The organism is Massilia sp. CT11-137, assembly GCF_047302885.1.
GTDB classification, from domain to species: Bacteria; Pseudomonadota; Gammaproteobacteria; order Burkholderiales; family Burkholderiaceae_D; genus Telluria; species Telluria orientalis.
In genome coordinates this window covers 1743243-1762535 of record NZ_JBKYMP010000001.1, presented here as the reverse complement: position 1 = coordinate 1762535, position 19293 = coordinate 1743243, and the positions used below count along the sequence as shown (strand labels likewise).

The window sequence follows — 19293 nt, the reverse complement described above, 5'->3', positions numbered from 1 at the left end:
TTCGACCTCAGATGTTGTAAATACCAGCTTTATAGCGTGCCAAGTTTCCCGGCTTGGTGAACCAGTCGATGGTTTCCTTGAGACCCACCTTGAGGCCGTCCACGCCCGGGAAGCGGGGTTCCCAGCCAGTCAGTGCCTTGGCACGGCTGTTATCCGCCCACAGGCGTTCAACTTCGCTGCCGGCCGGACGCAAGCGTTGCTCGTCGGTGTAGAACTCGACTTCACGCCCCATCAGATCGGCTATCAGCTTCGCGGTATCGCCCACCGAAATTTCGTAATTGCTGCCGATGTTAATCACCTTGCCAATAGCAGCATCACTTTCGGCCACCGCGACAAAGCCCCGCACCGTATCTTGCACATAGTTGAAGTCGCGGGTCGGATGCACGGCGCCCAGTTTGATCTCGCTTGCGCCGGATGCCACCTGGGTAATGATAGTCGGGATTACCGCGCGCGCGGACTGGCGTGGGCCATAGGTATTGAACGGACGGATCGTGGCGACCGGAGTGTCGAACGAATGGAAGAAGCTCTGCGCGATCTGGTCCGCTCCAATCTTGCTTGCCGAATATGGCGACTGCCCTTGAAGCGGATGCTCCTCGGTGATGGGAACAAAGCGGGCCGTGCCATACACTTCGCTTGTCGATGTATGAACGACGCGCTCGATGCCCAGTTCACGCGCGGCTTGCACCACGTTCAAAGTTCCCTTGACGTTAGTATCCACATACGTATCGGGCGAATGGTACGAATACGGGATCGCGATCAAGGCCGCGAGATGCAGCACCACATCCACCCCCTTCATTGCCGTACGTACGCCATGCGGATCGCGGATGTCGCCAGCAAACACATCGAGCGACTTCTTTACTTGTTCTTCCGAGTCGTCGAGCCATCCCCACGAGTTGAAGCTGTTGTATTGGACGAAAGCGCGTACGTTTGCGCCGCTACGCACCAAGTGCTCAGTAAGATGAGAACCGATAAAACCATCGGCACCGGTGATAAGGATTCGTTTATTCGCCAGTTTCATAATTTAAACAATAGAAGGGTTTTCGCATACCGACGTATTATCGGAATCGCACATAAAATTTCGGCAACGGATCGAGTTGCCCATAAACGATGTGTTAGTCACGCAACGTCTTGACCGCCGCAGCCCCGAGGCCGAAGTTAGCCAGGATCTGAGTCCATTCACGCGCACCTTGAGTAAATTTGCTCCACGCCGTCTGGCGATCGAACTTTTCCGGCACCACAATCGTGTCGCCTGGCATGACTTCGACGCCGCCGATCTTGCCGAAGAACCAGCCCTGCGAAGCCGACGACACAACGGTGCCGTCGACGCGCAGCACGAATACGTTATCCAAGTCGGCATCGACCGCCGTGCCCGCCAATTTGAGGTAATCGTTGACGCGAGTATTCGGTTTCCACAGCGGAGAAGCCTCGACGTTGACCGCGCCGAACACATGGACAAAGGCCGGCTTCGAAGGCACAACCAGACGGTCGCCATTCTTCAAAGCGACTTGCGGCAAATGTGCGAACGAGCGATCATTGGGGTCCAGCCCAAACGCAATGCGGCCGGACGGCTGAAGGTTGCGGAAACGCGAAATACGCTCCTGAGCAATCTTGCGCTCGGCTTCAAGTTGCGCCGTGGCCGCTGCCGCATCGGTCGAACTCATCGCACGCAAGTTCGCGGCTTGCGTCGATTCTTCGCTGCGCATTTGTGCTTCGAGACGATCCGCCGCGCGCTTCAGATTCGCTTGCTGCTCCTTCCGAACTTCTTCGCGATAGAACGCGGTACCGAACATGTACGCATTTGAGGTCGGACCGCCAGCTTTCGCAATCAGGTTTTGCAGGGTATCACCTGCCGTCATCTGGTACACGCCAGGCACCCTCACTTCGCCCTCAACGCGAACGAACACCTGGCGCCTGTCCATTGGCACAGCCACATCGCTCTGGGAGAAGATCGTCACAGTATCGCCAGGCTGTAACTGAAGATTGTCAGGCCCGTTGGGGTTGGCGAATACATTGCCAAGGTTAAACGGGACCAACTGGACGCTCAGGTCCGAGCGATTCACGCGTTCGACGACGGCATAGTCCCAGTTGACGGCATCGATAAGTCCACCGATATGTGCAGCGATGCTGTTGACATCTTCGGTCGTGTCCTTTTCGTCGTTGCCGGTCTCGATGGCATTGTTCTGCCGTTTGATTGAGCTGCGGGTGATCAGGTATTCCCGGGTCGGAATCAAATCCGTGATACGCATACCCTGCTTGAACGGTGCGCGCACTGGCTGGTCGACGTTACCGCGCAGAATCACGGCGTTCGAGAAGTCCGGGGTGATGGATGTCACGTTCAACACGTCGCCACTCTTCAGCGAGCGCTTCAGCCCGTCACCGCTCAACGCAAACTCTTCCACGCTGCGTGGACGGCTCTTGTTCGGATCGATGCGCTCCAGGAACGCACGACGCGGATCAGCCACCACTGGCAAGCCGCCGGCATAGTCGAGCATGGATTCGACTGTCTCGTTACCGTTCTTCAGCTCGTAGATCGCAGGGGTGTTGACCTTGCCGACAAGCGCCACGAACCCGCCCGCAGGCGGGATATAAATGGTGTCGCCATCGAGGAGTTTGATATCTGCGGATTTGTCGCCTTTGGCGATGAACGAGTAGAGGTCGAGCTCGGCCGCAACCATGCCCCCACGTTTGACCTGCACACGCCGCATACTGCCGTTCGCGTTCGGACCGCCACTGGCAAACAGAGCAGTCACCAGGGTCGACAGACTCGACACGGTATACGTGCCCGGACGGTTCGCCTGGCCAACCACGTAAATGGTAATAGCTCGCAACTGGCCGAAATTGACATTGACGGTCACCCCCTTGTACAGCCTGGCGATCGCAGCACGGATGACATTTTCAGCATTCCCTGCCTTTACACCGGCCAGTGCCACCGAGCCGACGGTCGGGATATTGATCGTGCCGTTCCGGTCAATGGTCGCACGATAATCGATGTCGATCGTACCCCAGCCGCGGATCATCAACTCGTCACCCGGACCGAGCGGATAATCGTTAGGGACCGGAGAATTCATGATCGGCGCGAACGTGGAAGCCGTATTGACAAAAAACTCGGACCCGAAGATCGGTAGAACCTGGCCGATATTGTCAGAAATAAATTTTTGGAATTCGCTGAGCTCCCGAACCTTCTCGTTTTTTTGTCTTTCGACGCCAGGTTGCAGTCCCATCTCGCTGCCGGTGCCGGTGCCGTTGCGTTTTCCGGCAACAGACGAGTCCCGGGCTTCGACTGCAGCCTCGGCTGCCTGACCGGTCGGCGAATTCGTGATAATAACTTTCCTCGCTGACGTCGTCACCAGATTCGGCGCGGTAGCTACAGGCGCCGTCATTGTCGTGCTGTCATCGGTGCCTTGCTGGCCGAACAGGTCAGACTTGTTGAGGGCAGTTTGGGCGGACGCGTCAATAGAAGCCACGGCCAGCGCCACGGCCATAAAACTCTTGGTGAACTTGAACATTGGTTATCGAGAGGGGTGGACTAGATGCATCGCGAACAGTCTGCCATTTTACCTTAGGGTAACGAGCGAGTAAAAGACTTTGTTATATGGTTGACTGTTAGCATCTTGGCTTACCCAATAAAAATTCAGCATGTACATCATAGAATGATTGCAATATGGAAATAAATTGTCAGAAATTATAAGAAGTCATTGCATTTATACATCTTCACTCTTCGCCATGTGACAAATTCGTGAATTTTCGTGATTTTTAAAAGAATAATTACTCTGGTAGATTGAGAATTTATTAGGAAAGGATATGTTTCATTCGTCAATACAACCCATTGGCGACGAACTCGAAAATATAGCAGTAGCCGCAAAACCCGTTTAAGGGCAACTAACGGTGCCGGACGTAGAGATTGCCGACGTATAAAGCATGAAATATTGCTATTGAGAAAACATCGGGCACATCCCCTTTCTCGTCTGTCCAATCATGGCCTCTTAGACCATACAACCGCCTACCGTTGATTGAACGCGAGCAAGACAGCGTCTTGAGGATAAAATCAACTATTCATGATTTCTTGACATGCTGAGGGACAAAATCTCCGATAGGATGCCGGTCAACTTTGTGCAGATCTACCCATACCATTCAAATATTTTGGCAAAAAGAAGATCGTGCGCAGTAATTTTACACGAGGCCGTTAAACTTTCTTGCAATTTCAAAGGAGCAAACAATGGTAGGTATTTTCAACAGGCCGCGGCGCGCACTGCTCATCGGCGCAAGTGCGGTTGCAGGCCTTTTCGCCAAAACTTCGTCAGGGGAGACCATAACGACCCCAACGTCAATTGGCAAGCAGCAGTATTTCTTTCCGGGAACTGCACTACCGCTCGCGAACGGTAAGCTCTACACCTATGCACCCGGCACATCAACTCCAAAGCCGACTTTTAAAGATGCTGCCAGGACAATTCCAAACGCGAATCCCGTCATACTGGACTCGACAGGTTCTGCGTTCATTTTCTGGACTGGCAATTACAAAATCGTCCTTAAGGACGCCCGCGGGAACACGGTCGATACGCTCGAAAATTACAGCGACGACTTGACGGCCGCGCTTCAAAACCGTCTTGGACAGCCAGTCGGCGCCTCACTGATCGGTTTCATACAAGCCGGCATCGGCGCAGTTGCACGCACGGTTCGAGAAAAGTTAATGGAACACATCAGCATCACTGACTTCATGACCGATGCGCAGCGCGCCGATGCAAAGGCCTACACTTTCAGTTCAGACATGACCGGCGCTTTCTCCAAAGCGATGGACCATTTGGTGAAACGTGGTGGTGGACGACTATTTCTGCCTCTCGGCGGTTACCGACTTGAAGGCAAGCCCGGCTCAGATGGCTTCAAGGATGGAATTCTCATTCCCAGCATTGGCGGCGCCACGTCAACGCGAAACGGCATCATCATTGAAGGGGAAGGCGCTGGAACCATTCTCCGGGCTTACTCATCGTCGATGATCGTAGTCCGGAACGCACGGTTATTTTCGAGCGTGCGCGATTTGCAGATTGACGGCAATGGTGCAGCATCGACCATTGGCTACGGGAGCGTTCCACAAAGTATCGAGCAGACTACGACGTTCACCAGCCAATCCTACCAGACAGTACGCGACGTATTTATCGAGAACTGCGCACATCAAATTATGCTGCAGCCGGGTCCGACCGTAGGCGGCTCCGATTCCGGAGGATTTTACCACCGCTTTGAAAATGTCATGACGAACAAGGGCAGTGTCCATGACGTATGGTTTCGACCGGATCCAACTGGCGCCAACAATCGCACTACACGAACCACTTTTGAAAACTGCAAATTCCTCCGTGGTAAGGATTCGATCTACATTCAAGCCGCAACCGAGATCGATTTCATCAGCTGCTGGTGGGAACTTTGGACCGGAACCATGCTGAATTATGTTCCGGCTAAACTCCATGCTGCGAACATTCGCCTAATCGGCGGCTATGGCGAGAGCTCAGGGCCTGCTATCGGTCCCATTGCAACGACACCTGCCGCGGTATCGCTGATTGGCTTCGCTCACAACCGCCCCCCAACTCCGTCCGAATACATGATGATTCGCATCCTTCCGAACGCCGTGAACATTGCCAAGATGGCGGGCGCACCGGCCCGTCTATCGATGGCTTACCCCGGCTTTGTTGACCTGGTGGCCGATCCGGACGGTTCCAGCCAAAAGACGTGCGAACTGCAAATCAACGGCGCTGGCAAAGAACGTTGGGCGGCCGATGGGTCGAAAACTTTCTTCGGTACCCAGGGGAATGTCAAGCATAATTCCAATGGCGCCGAGATCAGCTTTACAAGGACCGGCAGAAATTACTTGTCTGCATATGGCGCGGGTGCGGCGCTCATTCATGTGGCTGACTACCACGGCTGGAACACTGCGGCGGGAGGCGAAATCGCGTCATTAACTTCCAAGGGATTGATACCGCGCCAGGACAACTCGATGACGATCGGTGACGCCGGCTTCCGCTGGAAGGAGATCTTTTCCGGCACGGGTACAATCAACACGTCCGACGAACGCGACAAGGAGCACATCGAACCTATTCCGACTGCATGGCTGGAAGCTTGGGCAGAGGTCCAGTTCTATCGATATAAGTTCAAGGATGCGGTCGCGCTCAAGGGTGATGGTGCACGCTGGCACATCGGCGTCGTGGCGCAGCGTGTCAAGGAAGCATTTGAGGCACGCGGTATCGACCCGTTTGACATTGGCCTGCTCTGCTACGACGAGTGGGATGATTACGCACGCCCCGTACTGGCTGAGCGAGAGGGCGCAGCAGACGACGGAACTAAATCCGGCGAATTATACGAAACCGACGAAATGCGCATAGTTCGCACGGCCGGCAGCCGTTATGGCATCCGCTACGAGGAAGCACTCGCCTTGGAATGCGCCTACCTGCGTTCGCGCCTTTCTATTTGATTTTCTAAGGCCATCGAAAAAAATTACGGTCATTCCCGCCCTCGGCCAACCGATACAAAGCGATATTCAAGGATGGGGAAAACGGTGCGTCACGCCGACGATGCCGATGAAGAACAAGCAATGGTATCCGACTTTGTCTCAGACATTCTACGGCCTCGTCGGCAGCATCAAAACGCTTATTGCAATACCAGCACCGCATTTCGCAGGTCGAGTAGACCAAAGGCAGCGATTTCCCGCGTTTTCAAACGCCCATCGCCTTCCTGATGCGCCCCCGGACCGGCGCTTCGTAGTAGCGCTCCAGGATCAAGGCTACGACCGAGCTCACCAAGATGGTTGTCACTGCTATAACGATCGTCGATTGTTTCGCCAGAATTCGATTTACGACACCGAAAATAAGAGGATGGATGAGGTACACACCGTAACTCAACCGGCCAAGCGTATCGGCTACAGCCGATACGCCACCCACCATCGGCAGGCCGCCCGAGCATAGGGAAAGAATGACAGCGGACAGACACAGCACGATGCCATACAGACCCACCAAGTTATCTTCGACATGAATCGACAGTAGCGGCACGCCCGCTGCAACGAAGCCGATGATCCACAACGGCGAATAGCGGATTGTTCCTGACTCGATCAAGCGACCGATACAGCAGCCTGCAACGAAGTAAAAAACGAAGCTCAACGGCTGTGCGTACGAAACCCAATTCGAGGCAAGCGATGCACCGCCAAGGGTCCGGTTGATAAACACCTGCTGCACTACGAACGAAAGCACCAGTACCAATAGCCAGGCACGGCTTCTGGTGACCGCGAGCATTAACGGAAATACTAGATAGAATACAAACTCAATGCCCAGTGACCACCCTCCGGTAATTGCAGAGGTAGCGCCCGGATTGCCCAAGCCAAACGTGAACGAGATATTCAGTAGCGCATCTCCGAGAAGATAGCCGACCGGCTGTTTCTTCGCCAAGGCTACGCAAACCGTAAACACCAGCACTAGACTGAGCAATGGCGCCAGTCGCAGGAAACGCAATGTGATAAATTTGCCAGCATCATACCCTTGCGCGAACTTGCGGTTGTAGGCGACGTACATGCTCGCCCCGCTAAGCACAAAAAATACATACACCCCGTAGCGGCCAATTCCGTTCAACATGATGCCGTCGCGCCAGTTGAAGATATGATAACACGCTACTGCGATCGCACAGATGCCTCGTAGAAAGTCAAACCCTTCAATTCTGTCGGAGATAATGTTTGTCGCGCTGGAGCCAGCTACAGTTGCCGTTTTCATAGTTCGTCTTAAATGTGACCAACAGTCTTATATCCGACTTACATACGAACCGCAACTTTTCGGTTCGACTCAGCCACAAACTGTTGTGTCCATGCATTGTCAATCTCAGGTGAAAAAGTGTCGTTATCCGCCTCCCCCACCGCGTTCTCATGGTCGACAAGTCCTTCGGCAACGGCTTGTTCGCCAATGCCAATCCTTATGGGGACGATCGGATATCCCGCCCCCTTACCTAGGCGAGCCACTTTCTACTCGATCCAGAGCACGTCAATGAATTTGAAACACCTGGTTGAATCGGTGAGAGTCTAAATCTCGGGTTTCAGGCAGCTTTTTTCTCCACTAAAGTGGACCCGTCAGTCAAGACACTCAGCCGGCTAATTTAAGCTGTGTCCGTTTCCACCTCAGCAGCTGCCCGGCGCTGCCTTGTACTGCTATCTTTTTCCAGCTCCTGGTCGGCGTCGCCGAACTTGTCGACGATCAACGCACCGCCTCCGACACCGGCACGGTGAACATGATTCGGCGTCTCGTACCCCAGGGCCTGATGCGGACGTTCGACGTTGTAGAACGCAAAATACTGCGCCAGACCGACTGTCAGCTCGGCCATGTTGGCGTAGCCCTTCAGGTACACGTTCTCGTACATCACGTTGCGCCACAGGCGCTCGACGAAAATGTTGTCCAGCGCCCGCCCGCGCCCATCCATGCTGATCGCCGCGCCTTCGCGTTTGAGTACGCCGATGAAGGCATCGCTGGTGAATTGCGAGCCCTGGTCGCTGTTGAATACCTCTGGCTTGCCGTGGTGACGCAAGGCGTCTTCCAGGCAGTCCACACAGAACGACGCATCCATGCTGTTGCTGATGCGCCAGGCCAGGATCCGACGCGAGTACCAGTCCATGATCGCCACCAGGTAGGCAAAAACCCGCGCCAGCCGGATATGGGTCAAATCCGTGCTCCCCGCCTGGCTCGGCCGCGCGACCGCCACCCCGCGCAGCAGATACGGATAGACCTTATGCCGTGGATGCGGTTTGCTCGTCCCGGTCCGGGCGCCATGCCTGCCTGCTGTCAGCAGCGGATGTAAATTGATACACCCCAGCGATTGAAAATTGATACGCCGGTCTGAGACCATGGTCGCTTTGCGGAGCGGCCTTGATACCCAACGAGGTGTACATGGAAATGGAGGTATTGAAGAGGCAAGGCCTGAGTCTGCGGCGGATCGCCGCCGAGGTCGGATGCGCAGTGAATACGGTGCGCAGTCATTTGGCTCTAGTAAGGCGCGGCAGCGGTGCCATGCCACAGCCGAGGTCGAAATCGAAAGTCCGATGGGCACGGCCGGCGTCCAGGTTAGCGTACAGTGCGGCCAGCTATGGCGCAATGAAGTTCCAGTCGTCCAGTCCCGCCTCCAGAGTTGGCGCGCTGCAGTCTGCGATGTGGGCGGTCTTAAGATCGCGCGACGACAGCGAGCTGGCCGGCGCGCGTATTGTCCTTGAGGGTGGAGAGTTTCATGGCTGGTTCAATGGAGATCGGGCCGCCGTTGTAGTCCACCCGCTCAGAACGTACCGAGCAACCCCAGCCCCACGGTGTTCTGGTAATAATTGTAATCGATCAGGCTCTGCCCATACCCCGAAAACAGATGTGCATACCCCTTGATGTGCCCCGCCAGCGGAAACGCCCAGCTGAGCTGGACAGCACCACGCTCGGTGGAAAAATTGCGCCGCAATAGGGCCGAGTAATCGTTGCCATTGCTGCGGTAGGTCACGACAACATCCCCGCGCCCCATGTAATCGACGATGTCGCGGTTGTCGTCGTTGGCCGCCGCCTCGTTGACGCGTTTCCAGACACGCCCCAGTACGGTCCACCCTGCCCGCTCCAGTCCGACCTGCGCATAGACCCGGTTCCAGCTGCGCGACAATGTCGAGGTCTGGCCGTTCGACTGGTGCACCAGACCGAGATTAAGAAAGCGCGCATTCATCCCGAATATACTGAAATGCAGTGGAGTGACGGCCATCAGCTCGGGTTGATAGTTCGTCTCGCGGAAGGGGCTGGACGCCTCGTGATTGCCGGCTTGCCAGAAGCTGTTCTGGGTATAGCCAAACCACAGATCGACGGGCTTGGCGAAAGCATTTTCGACGAGCTTCATCTTGAATCCCAGCTGGAACACGAGTTCCGAGTGCGCGAGGTCGCTCGTCAGGTCGGCGATGCGGCGGAACGGCCGGTAGGGTTCGTTGTTGGGATGCGCGGTGCGGGTGAACATCAGGTAGTTCACCTGATGCGGACGGAAATTGAAGACGCCACGCTTGTGTTCCTGGTCCAGTTCCCAATGATCGGCCAGGCTGAAATCTCGCATGGTGCCGGGCGAAGCGTCGACTGCGGCCGGAACGGGCGGCGCGTCGGCGACCCGGGCATTGACCACGTCCGCATTCTGGATCGTCGGTGCCGGTGCGGCCGCAGGCACGGGCGCGACGCCGGCCAGCCGGTCATAGCACGCCAGCCGCTGGGCGGCATCGGTCACGCGCGCGCAATCGGCCAGACCCGGATCGGTCTGCTGAGCCATGGCCGGATGTATCGCGAGGAAGGTAAGCAGGAGGAAGAGGCGGTGATTTCTTGCGGGCATCGGCATCGTCGGGGTTAAACAGCGACAAGAGTCGATGACGAGTGTCGCGGAAATCCGCATGGAATGTCGCACGGCAGCACGATAATGCGCGCCGCCGCGCATCACCGCATCAGCCCGGCACCAGCACATCCAGCTGCGCCTGCTCCAGATAACACCACTCCCCTTCCTGCAAACCCAGCGACTCGAGCGTCAGCCCGCCGATCTGCGAGCGATGCAACGCGGCGCAATGGTTGCCCGCCGCAGCCAGCATGCGCTTGACCTGATGATATTTACCCTGCTCCAGCACGATCTCCAGCTGATGATCGCCCCGCTGTACGCAGGACTGGGCCGCCAGCGGCGCGGGCTCATCGTGCAATTGCACGCCCGACAGGAGCTGGTCGACGAGCGCCTGGGTGACCGGCTCCTGGGTGGTCGCCTGGTACACCTTCGGGATGTGCCGCTTGGGTGAAGACTGGGCGTGGATGAACGGGCCGTCGTCCGACATCAGCAGCAGGCCCGTCGTGTCATGATCGAGTCGGCCGACAGGCTGGACGTCGCGCCAGGTAAATTGTTCCGGCAACAAGGTCAGCACGCCCGGATGGTGGCTCGGCTTGCGGGAGCACTCGAAGTTGGAGGGTTTATACAAGGCGATGTAGACGTGTTCGCGATAGACCCATTCTTCGTCGAACACGGTCAGCACCAGGCCGTCCGTCTCCACGAGGGTCTTGTACTTGTCGTGGACTTCGCCGTTGATGGCCACGTCGCCGTCTTCGATCAGGGCCCGGCAATATTTGCGTGTACCGAAGCCTTGCGACTGGAGCACGCGGTCGAGGGATAGTTTACTCATGGGGCGAGACTGTAGCAGAAGGATTGCAAGCGTCAAAGTTCAGCAACCCAGGGGTTTCAACTCGAAGCAAGAATTCGTTTGACACATCTCAAGAATTGACTATGTCCCGTTGATACACTGAAACCTGATTAGGAATCGACCTACAGTTACTGAGTGTAGGACTAAGGGTGGGCCGCACCATCCGGCACATCGGATTAACCCCCAAACCACGAGGCAAACGTGCAGATCGAAAAAAAGCAGAACCATAGCACCCCGTCTTCATCCTCGGCCACAAGCAGCGGGACGAAGGTGGCCCTTGAATACGCCGCGATTTTCCCGACTCGGCTTGCGCTGGCGCGCTGGACGCGCGGTGGCGACATCCCGCATGTACATTGTTTTGAACACCAGCTGCCGATGCGCGCCGTATGGTATGAGCAGGCTCAGCGCCGTTTTCAGGCCTGGCTGGAGTCAGGCGGCTTTCACCAGCCTGAGCCGGGCAGTCTTGATAGCGTTATCGCCGAGACATCGCAGCAAGCGGACGAGGGCGCACTCCTGAGCCGGAAAGTGGTCGTGCATGGCGGCCCGCGCTCGACGTCACGGTCGTCAGCCACATCGTTAGCAAATGTGAAATCGATTCCAGGCGCGCCCGACGACGAACGCCCAAAATGAAAACGACGGCGTACGCCGTCGTTTCCTTCCCGATTGGGACTCCAGCTTGAGGAATTGAATTCTCTCGAAACCGCACGGATGCGGGTCTGAAGCGGTTCCAGCAACGCCAAGAACAGGCTGGTTTCTTGTCGCTCGCGCCGAAACAGCTACACACCAACTATAGCCCACCGTTTGTAAGTTTCAAGCCCAATATTGAGACATATCAGTCGCCCGATGCCCGTGCTCAGCGCAAGCTGGGTACGGCACCCCGGTACATCGAATGCACCGCACCGGCGCCGACCGACGCGCCAAATTTCTTCAGCACACGCTCCGGCAAGCCCTCGTGCGCCGTGTAATCGATGATGTCTTCCGCCTTCACGACATCGCGTGCAACCGTGTCCACGGTGCCGAAGCCATCCGCGAGGCCCATCTCGACCGCCTTGGCCCCGGTCCAGTAAAGGCCGGAAAAGATTTCCGGATTTTCCTTCAGGCGCTTGCCGCGTCCGGCACGCACGACGGCAATGAATTGCTCATGGATTTCGTTCAGCATCTCGAGCGCATGCTGCTTCTGCTTGTCGGACTGCGGGCTGAACGGATCGAGGAAGCCCTTGTTCTCGCCCGCCGTCAGCAGGCGGCGCTCGATGCCGAGCTTGTCCATCAGGCCGGTGAAGCCAAAGCCGTCCATCAAGACGCCGACCGACCCGACGATACTGGCCTTGTTGACGTAGATCTTGTCGGCCGCCGCTGCGATGTAATAGCCGCCCGATGCGCAGATCTCGTCCACGACCACGTACAGGGGCTTGTTCGGATATCCCTTCTTGAGGCGCTGGATTTCGTCGACGATGATGCCCGCCTGCACGGGACTGCCGCCTGGGCTGTTGATGCGCAGGACGATGGCTGCCGAGCCCGGATCGGAAAATGCCTTGTTCAGCGACGGGATGACGGTATCGGCGGCACCGCTGCCTTCGTCCTCGATGGCGCCGTCGATCTCGATCAGCGCGGTGTGGCGGCCCAGCGCCTCGATGTCCGAACTGCCGAAGTTGAAGTCGAAATACGCCCAGATCGCGAAAAATGCCACCAGAAGAAAGGACATCTTGAAGAAGATGCCCCAGCGGCGCGCGGCCCGCTGCTCGCGCACGGTGGCAAAGACGAGGCGTTCCAGGGTCTCGCGTTCCCAGTTGCTGAAGGTCGGCGGTGCGGCCGTTCGGTTGTCGTTCGGATTGTCGTTCCTGGTGTTGTCGCTCATAGTTACCTGGTGTGGTTACCCCATCTGGCTACCGGACTGGCCGGATGCCGGCGGACGGATATGCTGGTCCGGTTGCCAATAAATCCGGTTATCGGCTTCCCGCACGGTAATCGGCCGCAGTTTGCCGCCACGGCAAGGACCGCCTGCGCAGGCCCCGCTCTCGGGCAAATAGATGGCGCCATGCGTCGAACACATGAGATAAAGCTTGCTCGATTCGAAGAATTCGCCCTTGAACCAGTCCAGTTCGATCGGCACGTGGGCGCAACGGTTCAGGTAGGCGTAGATCCTGCCGCCGAAGCGTACGACGAAACCGGTGGCATCGTCACCGAATGCCAATACGGGGAAACGGACGCCCTTGCCGCCGTCCTCGACGGTCTCAGAATCGCAAATGTAGACGTCTTCGGTATCGCTCATGCGTTCTCGACCAGCCACTGATGCAATTCGGGCACGTTCTTTGCCGTGAAAACCGGATGGCATGCCTGCAACTGCTGGACTGGATGGGCGCCATACTCGACGGCGATGCCGGCGGCGCCGGCATTATTTGCCATAAGCAAGTCATGCGTTGTGTCGCCGATCATAACGGTGCGCCGCATGTCCTGGCCGAGTTCCCTTGTCAATTCTTGCAACATTGCCGGGTGCGGTTTGGAAAATGTCTCGTCGGCGCAACGGGTCGCATCGAACACGGACAGCAGCCCCGCCGCGTTCAGGGCGCGGTTCAGGCCGACCCGGCTCTTGCCGGTCGCCACTGCGAGGAAATAGCCCTCCTGGGAAAGCTCGTCAAGCATCGCCCGCACGCCCTGGAACAGGACCAGTTCGTGGTCTTTCGTCAGGAAGTGGTAGCGATAGCGTTCGACCATGCGCGGATACAGGGCCGGCTCGATGTTCGGCATGACGGCCTGCATGGCTTCGCCCAGGCCGAGGCCGATCACGTGCGACGCTGCGGCGTCGCTCGGAACAGCCAGGCCCAGGTCCTTGGCTGCAGACTGTATACATTTGACGATGGTGGCGGTGCTGTCCATCAGCGTGCCGTCCCAATCGAAGACAATCAGATCGAATTGCTTTCTTGCCATGTCTCCCGGCGCTCGTGGCGCCGGCTCCTCATTCCGCGTTATCGATGGGTGCTGCGTGTTTTGAGTTCCTGCGCTGGCCCCAAGCTTACCAAGAAACGCTCGCATTCCGCCGGCAACGGCGCCTTCAGGGTGAGCGGCTTGCCCGTGTCGGGGTGCTGGAACGTGATCTGGTACGCGTGCAGGAACATGCGGCGCAAGGCACCGCGTGCATCATTTGCCTTCTGAAGCTGCTTGTTGAGCGCAAAATCGCCGTATTTCTCATCACCGAGGATCGGGAAGCCGCTCGAGGCCAGGTGCACGCGGATCTGGTGCGTGCGCCCCGTCTTGAGTTCCGCTTCCAGCAGCGCGAACGCCGGCCATTTGCGCAGCAGGTTGAATACCGTATGCGCTTCCTGGCCGCCCGCCTGCACGACGACGCGGCGCTCGCCGTCCGGCGTCGTGTATTTGTGCAGCGGCAGCTTCACGTGCTGGCGCGGATTGCGCCAGTCGCCGGCCACCATCGTCAGGTAGCGCTTGTCGGTTGTGCCGTCGCGCATTTGCTCGTGCAGGTTAGTCAACGCGGAGCGTTTCTTGGCAAGCAACAGCAAGCCGGACGTTTCACGGTCCAGGCGGTGCACCAGTTCCAGGAATTTGGCATCCGGCCGGGCTGCGCGCAATTGCTCGATGACGCCATACGACACGCCCGAACCGCCGTGCACGGCCACGCCGGCCGGCTTGTCGATGACGAGCAGGTGGCTGTCCTCGTGCACGATGGCAAATTCCGCGCCCGGCACAGGGGCGCTGCCCGCGGCCTTCTCGGCGATGCGGACAGGCGGGATGCGGACGATGTCGCCCGTTACCAGGCGGTACAACTGATCGATGCGGCCTTTGTTCACGCGCACTTCGCCGGAGCGGAGAATGCGGTAGATATGGCTTTTTGGGACACCCTTGCAGACGCGCAGCAGGTAATTATCGATGCGCTGGCCTGCTTCTTCCTCGGTGATTGTGACAAACTGAGCAGTGGCAGGGGGGCGGCTATCTGTCTGTGATGAAGGGGGAACAACATCGTTTTGCATGGTCATTCGCTCTGTCTTCCCAGAAATTCTCTCTAAGTCCTTCATTTTGAATATATAATCGACAGGCGGCGGTCAAACCTCTGCAGGTGTAAGAATTAAAACGATATTTTACACAGGGGCGTCTCCATCGGCCCCGCCAAAATGCAAATTCGATGGAAAAAAACGGAATCCCCAAACCGTCGCAAGCGGCAGTAGTGTCGCGGCATCGCAGCGACAATGCGAAAGCGCAGCGGCGGATTTCAAGGATTTCTAGACGTGTACGCACATTCCTGTGCGGACCTGGGTTGCACCGCAGTTGCAACCGGGTAGCCGCACAGGATGCAGGATTGGATTGTTTGGAATTGTAAGGATAAGTACCGGCAAGCCGGCCGCAGGGTCGGCTTGCCGGGTGATGGCGTCGATAACGCTTGCCGTTCGCCCGACCCGAAGTAAGGAGCCGCTAGACCGTCGTGAGCTGTAGCAGTGTTGTTGGAGACAGTCATCCGGGAAGATCAAGCAGGTGCGCAGCACGCACCGCGGTCTTCACGCCCCGGAGCGCCCGTTTCGGCAGCACCCTTCGGCTCCCCGGCATGCGCGCCCACTGAAGATCTGGCTGTGTCGCACCGCTTGCCTGCCCCTGTGCCGCCCCGATCGGGCCGCCCGGGCCGGCGAGGACGCTCGTGCGCGAGGCAATGTCGTTCGACGCCACTGCGCCCTGTGGCCGGCAATACCGTGCCACACCCCGGGCATACCACCGCCAACACTCCCTTCACCGCGTACATCCCTGTACTTTCGCCGCTCTTGCATAAAGACGGCATGAAACGGCCCACGGGTCGCGGAGTTTATAAAAATGAAACGTATGTTGTTTAACGCTACCCAGCAGGAGGAGCTGCGCGTAGCGATCGTCGATGGCCAGAAACTGATCGACATCGATATCGAGACCGCCGGTCGCGAACAGCGAAAGTCGAACATCTACAAAGGCGTCATCACCCGCATCGAACCCTCTCTTGAAGCCTGTTTCGTCAGCTACGGCGAAGAGCGCCACGGTTTCCTCCCCTTCAAAGAAGTTGCCCGCTCTTATTTCCGCGACGGCGTCGACGTCCGCAATTGCACGATCAAGGAAGCCCTGCGCGAAGGCCAGGAAATCATGGTCCAGGTCGAAAAGGAAGAACGCGGCAACAAGGGCGCGGCCCTGACCTCGTTCATTTCGCTGGCCGGCCGCTACCTGGTCCTGATGCCGAACAATCCGCGCGGCGGCGGCGTGTCGCGCCGCGTCGAAGGCGAGGAGCGCCAGGAACTGCGCGAGACGATGGACAAGCTGGACCTGCCGCAGGGCATGTCGGTCATCGCCCGCACCGCCGGCATCGGCCGCAACGTCGAAGAACTCCAGTGGGACTTGAATTACCTGATGCAGCTGTGGCGCGCGATCGAAGGCGCCGGCAAGTCGGCCCCGGGTCCGTTCCTGATCTATCAAGAATCGTCGCTGGTCATCCGCGCGATCCGCGACTACTTCCAGCCCGACATCGGCGAAGTCCTGATCGACACCGACGAGATCTTCGACCAGGCCCAGCAGTTCATGAGCCACGTGATGCCCGACATGGCGCACCGTGTGAAGCGCTACACGGACGACGTGCCGCTGTTCTCCCGTTTCCAGATCGAGCACCAGATCGAGACCGCGTACTCGCGCACCGTCCCGCTGCCGTCGGGCGGCGCGATCGTGATCGACCACACCGAGGCCCTCGTCTCCATCGACGTCAACTCGGCCCGCGCCACGCGCGGCTCGGACATCGAGACCACCGCGTTCAACACGAACCTGGAAGCGGCCGACGAAGTGGCCCGCCAGCTGCGCCTGCGCGACCTGGGCGGCCTGATCGTCATCGACTTCATCGACATGGAAGTCGCCAAGAACCAGCGCGAAGTGGAACAGCGCCTGAAGGATGCCCTGCACCACGACCGTGCACGCGTCCAGATGGGCAAGATCTCCCGCTTCGGCCTGATGGAACTGTCGCGCCAGCGCCTGCGTCCGTCGCTGTCGGAAGGTTCGCACGTGACCTGCCCGCGCTGCTCGGGCACCGGCCACATCCGCGATACCGAATCGTCCGCCCTGCAGGTGCTGCGCATCATCCAGGAAGAGGCGATGAAGGAGAACTCGGCCGCGATCCACGTCCAGGTCCCGGTCGACGTCGCCGCTTTCCTGCTGAACGAAAAGCGCGGCGAAGTCCTCAAGATCGAGACGCGCCACCGCATCACGGTCATCCTGGTCCCGAACAAGCACCTGGAAACCCCGCACTACAAGCTCGAGCGCATCAAGCACGACGATCCGCGCCTGGACGACGACGCCGCCAGCTACACGATGGCCGAGTCGGCCGACACCGACATGGCGTTCGCCAAGCGCCAGAAGGAAGAAGCCAAGCCGCGCCAGGAAGCCGTCGTCAAGACGATCACCCCGGCCCAGCCGGCACCGATGGTCGACCGCCAGCCGGCCAAGCCGGTCGAGGCACCTGCCCCGGCACCTGCCGCCGCGCCCGCCGCTGCCGCCTGGACGCCGCCGGCCCAGGAAGGTTTCCTGGCCAAGCTGCGCAACTTCTTCTTCGGCCGTCCGGCCCCGATCGCGCCGCCGCCCGCACCGGTCGCCCCGCCCAAGCCCGCTGAAGCGGCACCGGCCGCCGGCGAACGCGGCGAGCGTGGCAACCGTGGCCAGCGCAATGCCCGCGGCGGCCGCAACGCCACCGCCGGCGGCAACGGCCGCAACCGCGCCGAGCGCGAGGAACGCGATGTGAACGCCGCCGTGGAAGGCGCCAAGCCGGTCGAGGCCGAAGGCAAGCCGGCACGTCCGCCGCGCCAGCCGCGTCAACCGCGCGAAGCCCGCGAGCCGCGCGAACAGGCCGCCGTCACGGCGGATGCACAACCGCAGGCCCCGCGCGCGGAACGTGCCGAACGCGGCGAGCGTCCGGAGCGTGGCGAACGTCCGGAACGCGCACCGCGCCAGCCGCGCCCGCCGCGTGAAGGTGCCGAGCGTACGGAACGCACCGAACGCGCCGAGCGCGCCCCGGTGGAAGCCAAGACCGAGGAGCTGAACGCGGCCCAGGCCGTGGCGGCCCAGGCGGCCATCACGCTGGCCGGCGAGCCGGAGATCCCGGAAGCACTGAAGCCGGTGACGGCGAACGTGGCGGAAGCGACCGCAGGCCCGGATGGCGACGAACTGGACACCGACGCGCACGGCGACGAGCCGCGCCGCCGTCGCCGTCGCGGCGGCCGTAACCGCAACCGTCGCGACCGCGACCAGGTCGAGGGCGCCGAGCAGGACGTCGTCGAAGGCGAAGCCCCGGCTTTCACGCCGGTGGCCGACGAAGAAGCCGCCAAGGTCCAGGCCGAAGCGAAGGCTGCGAAAGCCAAGCCTGAAGCAAAACCGGCCAAGGCGGTTGCCCTGGGTCCGTGGCCGTTCCCGACCTCGGAATCGGTCAAGGCTGCAGCCGTGAAAGCCGCGGCCGAGAAGGCTGCTGCCGAGCAGGCGGAAGCTGCCCGCGTCCATGCCGAGCAGGCCGCTGCGGCTGCGGCTGCGCAGGCTGCTGCACCGGCCGAGCCCGTCGTCGAGGCGGCGCCGGCCGCCCAGACGCCGTGGCCGTTCCCGACGTCCGAGTCGGTTGCCGCTGCCGTGGCCGACAAGGCCGAGGCCGAGGCCGATGTTGGCGCCCAGCCGGTCGAAACGCCTGTCGAAGCCCCGGCCGCTGCTCCGGCTCCGGCTCCGGCACCGGCACCGGCGCCTGCCGAGGCTGAACAGCCTGTCGTCGCGCAAGCGGCACCGGTTGCCCCAGTCGTCGCACCGGCCCCCGTGGCCGCCGCGCCGGCCGACCTGAACGAGGTGCTGGAGAAGGCCGGCCTGACGCTGGCGTCGACGGATCCGGCAAAGCTGCGCGCCGCCCAGGAAGCGGCCGCGCAGGCGGAGCCGCCGGCACGTCCGCGCCGCACGCGCAAGCCGGCGCCGCCGCCGGTCAACGAGCCGCTGATCCAGGTGGATACGCGTCAATAAACTGAACGTGTCGCCGTAAAAAGGAAGCCTGCGGGCTTCCTTTTTTTCTAGAAAGGCAAATTGGGCTTGGATCGTAGAGTGGGCATGCGATCCGCAAACGTGTTGTGGGCACGGGG

Annotated in this window: 12 protein-coding genes and 2 pseudogenes; 4 read left to right on the top strand and 10 right to left on the bottom strand. The window is 59.4% G+C overall.

Annotation, left to right across the window (positions count from 1 at the left end; genetic code table 11):
* Positions 1-7: 7 nt before the first annotated feature.
* Both ACEN98_RS07835 and ACEN98_RS07830 read right to left on the bottom strand, forming a co-directional pair.
* On the bottom strand, positions 8-1018 hold the full coding sequence (locus ACEN98_RS07835; RefSeq protein WP_413383209.1) for an NAD-dependent 4,6-dehydratase LegB: 1011 nt from the start codon (positions 1016-1018) through the stop codon (positions 8-10).
* Positions 1019-1112: 94 nt separating this feature from the next.
* A complete protein-coding gene (locus ACEN98_RS07830) occupies positions 1113-3506 on the bottom strand; it encodes an SLBB domain-containing protein (protein ID WP_413383207.1) in 2394 nt (797 codons plus the stop codon).
* Between the two features lie 710 nt (positions 3507-4216).
* Between ACEN98_RS07830 and ACEN98_RS07825 the strand changes: the two genes are divergently transcribed.
* Positions 4217-6454 carry a tail fiber domain-containing protein gene (locus tag ACEN98_RS07825; RefSeq protein ID WP_413383205.1) on the top strand — a complete coding sequence of 746 codons (2238 nt, stop codon included), beginning with the start codon at positions 4217-4219 and terminating at the stop codon, positions 6452-6454.
* Between the two features lie 241 nt (positions 6455-6695).
* Here ACEN98_RS07825 and ACEN98_RS07820 read toward each other — a convergent pair whose 3' ends face one another.
* Together ACEN98_RS07820 and ACEN98_RS07815 are read right to left on the bottom strand one after the other, a co-directional pair.
* On the bottom strand, positions 6696-7739 hold the full coding sequence (locus ACEN98_RS07820; protein WP_413383203.1) for an acyltransferase family protein: 1044 nt from the start codon (positions 7737-7739) through the stop codon (positions 6696-6698).
* Positions 7740-8115: 376 nt separating this feature from the next.
* A pseudogene (locus ACEN98_RS07815) lies at positions 8116-8789 on the bottom strand (IS3 family transposase); the annotation flags it as partial.
* A gap of 90 nt (positions 8790-8879) precedes the next feature.
* Between ACEN98_RS07815 and ACEN98_RS07810 the strand changes: the two are divergent.
* A pseudogene (locus tag ACEN98_RS07810) lies at positions 8880-8996 on the top strand (IS21 family transposase); the annotation flags it as partial.
* A gap of 283 nt (positions 8997-9279) precedes the next feature.
* On the opposite strand, the gene ACEN98_RS07805 reads toward ACEN98_RS07810, so the two are convergent.
* Positions 9280-10284: a phospholipase A gene (locus tag ACEN98_RS07805; protein ID WP_413383201.1), complete on the bottom strand. Its 1005-nt coding sequence runs from the start codon at positions 10282-10284 to the stop codon at positions 9280-9282.
* A 169-nt stretch (positions 10285-10453) separates the two neighbouring features.
* Positions 10454-11170, bottom strand: coding sequence for a pseudouridine synthase (locus ACEN98_RS07800; protein WP_413383199.1), 717 nt, complete (start codon positions 11168-11170; stop codon positions 10454-10456).
* Between the two features lie 219 nt (positions 11171-11389).
* On the opposite strand from ACEN98_RS07800, the gene ACEN98_RS07795 reads away from it, so the two are divergent.
* Positions 11390-11818 (top strand): hypothetical protein, encoded by a 429-nt coding sequence (locus tag ACEN98_RS07795; protein ID WP_413383197.1) that lies wholly within the window; start codon positions 11390-11392, stop codon positions 11816-11818.
* 223 nt (positions 11819-12041) lie between these two features.
* Here the strand turns inward: ACEN98_RS07795 and ACEN98_RS07790 are convergent, their stop codons facing one another.
* Genes ACEN98_RS07790 through ACEN98_RS07775 form a run of 4 tightly spaced genes read right to left on the bottom strand, consistent with a single transcriptional unit; the run spans position 12042 to position 15168 of the window.
* The gene (locus ACEN98_RS07790) at positions 12042-13043 is read right to left on the bottom strand and encodes a S49 family peptidase (RefSeq protein ID WP_413383195.1); all 1002 of its coding nucleotides are present in this window, start codon (positions 13041-13043) and stop codon (positions 12042-12044) included.
* Positions 13044-13058: 15 nt separating this feature from the next.
* Positions 13059-13457 carry a Rieske (2Fe-2S) protein gene (locus tag ACEN98_RS07785; RefSeq protein ID WP_413383193.1) on the bottom strand — a complete coding sequence of 133 codons (399 nt, stop codon included), beginning with the start codon at positions 13455-13457 and terminating at the stop codon, positions 13059-13061.
* The gene (locus ACEN98_RS07780) at positions 13454-14113 is read right to left on the bottom strand and encodes an HAD-IIIA family hydrolase (protein WP_413383191.1); all 660 of its coding nucleotides are present in this window, start codon (positions 14111-14113) and stop codon (positions 13454-13456) included. Before ACEN98_RS07780 ends, ACEN98_RS07785 begins: the two co-directional genes overlap by 4 nt.
* 38 nt (positions 14114-14151) lie before the next feature.
* The gene (locus ACEN98_RS07775) at positions 14152-15168 is read right to left on the bottom strand and encodes an RluA family pseudouridine synthase (RefSeq protein ID WP_413385961.1); all 1017 of its coding nucleotides are present in this window, start codon (positions 15166-15168) and stop codon (positions 14152-14154) included.
* An 829-nt stretch (positions 15169-15997) separates the two neighbouring features.
* Here ACEN98_RS07775 and ACEN98_RS07770 point away from each other — a divergent pair.
* Positions 15998-19177: an Rne/Rng family ribonuclease gene (locus ACEN98_RS07770; RefSeq protein WP_413383189.1), complete on the top strand. Its 3180-nt coding sequence runs from the start codon at positions 15998-16000 to the stop codon at positions 19175-19177.
* Positions 19178-19293: the final 116 nt, after the last annotated feature.

Coding starts and splice junctions, on each gene's coding strand:
- ACEN98_RS07835 (WP_413383209.1), bottom strand. CDS start 1,018: ATGAAACTGGCGAATAAACGAATCCTTATCACCGGTGCCGATGGTTTT.
- ACEN98_RS07830 (WP_413383207.1), bottom strand. CDS start 3,506: ATGTTCAAGTTCACCAAGAGTTTTATGGCCGTGGCGCTGGCCGTGGCT.
- ACEN98_RS07825 (WP_413383205.1), top strand. CDS start 4,217: ATGGTAGGTATTTTCAACAGGCCGCGGCGCGCACTGCTCATCGGCGCA.
- ACEN98_RS07820 (WP_413383203.1), bottom strand. CDS start 7,739: ATGAAAACGGCAACTGTAGCTGGCTCCAGCGCGACAAACATTATCTCC.
- ACEN98_RS07805 (WP_413383201.1), bottom strand. CDS start 10,284: ATGGCTCAGCAGACCGATCCGGGTCTGGCCGATTGCGCGCGCGTGACC.
- ACEN98_RS07800 (WP_413383199.1), bottom strand. CDS start 11,170: ATGAGTAAACTATCCCTCGACCGCGTGCTCCAGTCGCAAGGCTTCGGT.
- ACEN98_RS07790 (WP_413383195.1), bottom strand. CDS start 13,043: ATGAGCGACAACACCAGGAACGACAATCCGAACGACAACCGAACGGCC.
- ACEN98_RS07785 (WP_413383193.1), bottom strand. CDS start 13,457: ATGAGCGATACCGAAGACGTCTACATTTGCGATTCTGAGACCGTCGAG.
- ACEN98_RS07780 (WP_413383191.1), bottom strand. CDS start 14,113: ATGGCAAGAAAGCAATTCGATCTGATTGTCTTCGATTGGGACGGCACG.
- ACEN98_RS07775 (WP_413385961.1), bottom strand. CDS start 15,168: ATGCAAAACGATGTTGTTCCCCCTTCATCACAGACAGATAGCCGCCCC.
- ACEN98_RS07770 (WP_413383189.1), top strand. CDS start 15,998: ATGAAACGTATGTTGTTTAACGCTACCCAGCAGGAGGAGCTGCGCGTA.